Source organism: Corallococcus sicarius (genome assembly GCF_003611735.1).
Taxonomy (GTDB): domain Bacteria; phylum Myxococcota; class Myxococcia; order Myxococcales; family Myxococcaceae; genus Corallococcus; species Corallococcus sicarius.
This window is the reverse complement of the sequence record NZ_RAWG01000531.1, coordinates 1-3,743: the sequence shown is the minus strand read 5'-3', so window position 1 is coordinate 3,743 and position 3,743 is coordinate 1. Positions and strand designations below refer to the sequence as shown.

At 71.3% G+C, this 3,743-nt stretch carries 4 protein-coding genes; 1 reads left to right on the top strand and 3 read right to left on the bottom strand.

Annotated features, from left to right (window positions below; translation table 11 throughout):
• Positions 1 to 1,117: CPBP family glutamic-type intramembrane protease (locus D7X12_RS40180; protein WP_279637295.1), on the top strand; the 1,117-nt coding region annotated here is incomplete at its 5' end.
• Between the two features lie 63 nt (positions 1,118 to 1,180).
• Here D7X12_RS40180 and D7X12_RS40175 read toward each other — a convergent pair.
• The 3 genes from D7X12_RS40175 to D7X12_RS40165 all read right to left on the bottom strand — a co-directional run.
• The gene (locus tag D7X12_RS40175) at positions 1,181 to 1,396 is read right to left on the bottom strand and encodes a DUF5818 domain-containing protein (RefSeq protein WP_120630409.1); all 216 of its coding nucleotides are present in this window, start codon (positions 1,394 to 1,396) and stop codon (positions 1,181 to 1,183) included.
• Positions 1,393 to 3,207, bottom strand: coding sequence for a S8 family serine peptidase (locus tag D7X12_RS40170; RefSeq protein WP_120630408.1), 1,815 nt, complete (start codon positions 3,205 to 3,207; stop codon positions 1,393 to 1,395). Before D7X12_RS40170 ends, D7X12_RS40175 begins: the two co-directional genes overlap by 4 nt.
• A 153-nt stretch (positions 3,208 to 3,360) precedes the next feature.
• On the bottom strand, positions 3,361 to 3,743 hold a 383-nt coding region (locus tag D7X12_RS40165; protein ID WP_500683241.1), incomplete at its 5' end, for an alpha/beta hydrolase.

Sequence of the window (3,743 nt, the reverse complement as noted above, 5' to 3'; positions counted from 1 at the left end):
CCATCCGCCCCACCCGGCCCTCGCGGCGGCGCTGGCGTTCGGTCTGTTCGTGACGCTGGGGTCCGTCACCCAGCTGCTCAACCCCGGCTTCGGCGTGTGGTTCACGGAGGTGTTCATCTTCCTGGGCCTCGCGTGGGTGATGCTTCGGCGCTCGGGCTTCCGGCCCACCGTCTACACGGGCCTCACGCCCTTCACGGGGGCGCCCGCGCTGTTCGGGTTCCTCCTGGGCGTGGTCAACTTCTTCGCGGTGGTGGTGCCCATCCAGTACCTGGCGCAGCGGATCGCGCCCTCGTGGCTGCGGGAGATGTTCGACGCCTCGCGCCTCTTCGAGGGCCAGACGTCCTTGGAGCTGGCGCTGCTGCTGGGCGGTGTGTCGGTGGCCGCGCCGCTGTGCGAGGAGTTCTTCTTCCGCGGCCTCTTCCAGCGCGCGCTGACGCCTCCGGCACCGGCCTCGCCCTGGCGCGCGCTGATCATCTCGTCGGTGGTGTTCAGCGCCTTCCACCTGGATCCAGTGGGCTTCCTCGCGCGCGTGGAGCTGGGGCTGCTGTTCGGCTGGCTGCTGCTGCGCACCGGCTCGCTGTGGCCGGGCATCGCGGCGCACGCGGCCAACAACATCGTGTCGTCGGTGCTGTTCCTCGTCGCGACGCACTCGGGGCTGGCGAAGGACGGGGCGACGGACGACGTGACGGACTGGCGCGCCGTGCTGGGCCTGGCGCTCGTGGGGTGGACGGGGCTCCTGGGCCTGCGCGCCGCGTCCCGGCACTTCCCCTCCGTCTGGGGACGCGGCACGGCGCCCAGCGACGAGGAGGCCCGCGCCACGAAGCCCGTGCCGCTGTTCGCCCTCCAGCTGCTGCCATGGGTGCTGGTGGCGACGCTGTCCCTCGTCGGCCTGGGGCTGGTGGACGGGCGCGGCGTGTCGCTGAGCGTCTACGACATCCAGCACCCGGTGCCGCCGCTGTCGAAGAACGCGGATCCAGGGCTCCAGGCGGAGCGCAAGGCGCTGCAGCAGCTGCGCAAGGCCGTCCGCAAGGGCGAGCTGCCGATGGAGGTCTACGAAGAGGAGCGGCTGCGGCAGTCACAGGCGCACGCGCCCGACAAGTCCAAGATCAGCCTCTGAAAACAAACGGCCTCCGGGCTTTCGCCTGGAGGCCGTTCCTTCCACGACGCGGCGCTGTCGGCTTCAGTCCGCCTTGTACGAGCTGACGTGGAACACCGGCCCCACCATGGCGGTGGTGACCGCGTCCTTCTGCACGCTGCCCTCGGCGGAGATGCGCTGACCGTCCTTCTTGATCTTCCGGTCGCCTCCCGCCAACTGGTACGTCTTGCCGTCGTCGCCCTTCAGGACCCAGACGCCGCCCTCGAGGTCCTGGTACTGCACCGTGCCGGAGATCTTCACGCGTCCTCCCGCTTGAGCATCGCGCGAGCGATGACGAGGCACACCACCGTGTTGAAGCCCAGCCACGGCTTCGCCAGGAACGTGAAGGGCATCCACGCCAGCGCCGGAGCGCCCGCCCACGCCGCGTAGGCCAGGAAGCCCGCGAAGCCGAGCGCCAGGCCGCCCACCGCCGGACGGAAGCCCCGCCACGTGATGGCGGGCAGCGAGAGCACCAGGGGGATCAGCGCGCTGTAGAACAGCGGGTTCACCGTGCCCCGGCCGAAGATGATGCGCTGCCAGTCCGGGATGGGCAGCGAGGCCACGTTCACGACGTCGCCCGCCGCACCCGAGGCGCCCGTGAACCACGTGCGCAGGAAGAAGAAGCCCACCGTGGACAGGACCAGCGGCACGAGGAACGCCGGGCGGAAGAGGACGTTGAGGAAGCCCGGACGCTCACGCCCGCGCAGCGTCAGCAGCACCAGCGCCAGCAGCGCCGCGCCCCACGCGAGCGGCTGCCAGTGGGGCGTGCCGCCCGTGAACGCCTGCAGCGACGCGTTGGCGTTGAGGACGCCGTGGCCGTACTGCTCGGACCAGGCCTGATCCCCCTGCGCCTTCGCGCCGGCGTAGAGCGCCTGCTCCACCTCGTCCGGCCCCTTGGCGCCAGCGCCGTAGAGCATCGCGGCGACCGCGGCCACGTGCGGGGCGGCCATGCTGGTGCCCTGGTACCAGGCGTAGATGGAGCGCGACGGGTCGCGCGGGTCGATGGTGTTCTGCAGGATGCCGCCCGAGTCGCCCTGGCGCTTGTCGCCACCGGGCGCCGCGATGTCCAGCTCCTTGCCATAGGACGAGTACGGGGAGCGCGTGCCGTCCGGGCCCACCGCGCCCACCGCCACCGCGCCCGGGTACGCCGCGGGGAACTCCACCTTGCCGCGCCCGGTGTTGCCCGCCGCGGCCACCACGGTGACGCCCTTCTTGCGCGCGTACTCCACCGCGCTGGCCATGACCTGGGAGTACATGCCGCCGCCCAGCGACATGTTGATGACCTTCGCGTCGTGGTCCGCCGCGAAGCGGATGGCGTCCGCGATGTCCGCGGAGGTGCCGCTGCCGAAGTGGTTCAGGACCTTGATGGGCATCAGCGTCGCATCGAAGGCCACGCCCGCCACGCCCACGCCGTTGTTGGTGGCCTGCGCGATGGTGCCCGCCACGTGCGTGCCGTGGCCGTGGTCGTCGTTGGCGTGCTCGTCGTCGTTGACGAAGTCGTAGCCCTTCACGAACGACACGCCCTTGAGGTCCGGCACCTGCTTGAAGTCGCCGTGGTCCTCGTAGGCGATGCCCGTGTCGATGACCGCCACCACCACGCCCTTGCCCCGGTTGCCGTCCCAGGCATGGGGCATGTCGATCATCCGCAGGTTCCACTGCGCTTCGTACTGGGGATCATTCGGCGTGTAGCTGCTGCGCACTTGGAGCAGCGGCTCCGCGGACTCCACCGCCGGGTGCTGGCGGATGCGCTCCAGCACGTCCTCCACGTCGTCCACGCCCACCGCCAGCGTGACGCCCGTCTGGGGGCCCTCCTGGGAGTTGAACTCCAGGTCCAGGCCCCACTGGGCCTCCCAGGCGTCGAACTCGGCCTGGGTGGTGCCGTCCTTGAAGTCCACCACGATGGCCCCGGACACCACGTCCTCCGAGCCCGCCGCCACGGCCTCCGCCAGCTCCGCCTGGGCCGCAGCCACGTCCGGGCCGGCCGGGACCTCCGGCTCCCGCGATGCGGAAGCACACGCGGAGGCCGACAGGGCCAGCGCCGCGAGAACCACGTTCCATCGCCTCATCCGCATCGGGACACTCCTTGAACGAAACGCCTCGAAGACCCACTACGAACGACTGGCGGGACGATTGGGTCTGCCCCGTCAGTCTGTTCGCCCACCGGCCGGCCGTGCAAGGCGACGGGGGTAAAGAAATGTGAAGAAGTCCGGAGGTTTGCACGCCCCCTACCCGCCCGACAGCCGCTGGAGCCACGCCGCCGCGGCCCGCCCTACCTGGGGAAGGTTGCGGTGGAAGGTGGCGCCGGCATCGTCGATGACCTCTAAATCGCCTCCGGCCTCCGCGACAGCCGCGGCGAGCGCCGCCCGGGGCAGGCGTCTGTCCTCCGCCCCGACAATCACCAGCAGTGGACACGACAGGCGCACGAGCGACAACGGGTCCACGTCCGGCGCCACCAGACACAGTCCGCCCACCGCCGGGTGCCGCTCCTGGAGCGCCAGCGCCACCCGCGCGCCCCCGTGCAGCGCCGCCACCGCCAGCGCGGACGTGCCCGCGTTCTCCAGCGCCACCCGCATGGCGGCCTCCGCGTCCTCCACCAGCGCGCCCCCGG

Coding starts and splice junctions, on each gene's coding strand:
- D7X12_RS40170 (WP_120630408.1), bottom strand. CDS start 3,207: ATGCGGATGAGGCGATGGAACGTGGTTCTCGCGGCGCTGGCCCTGTCG.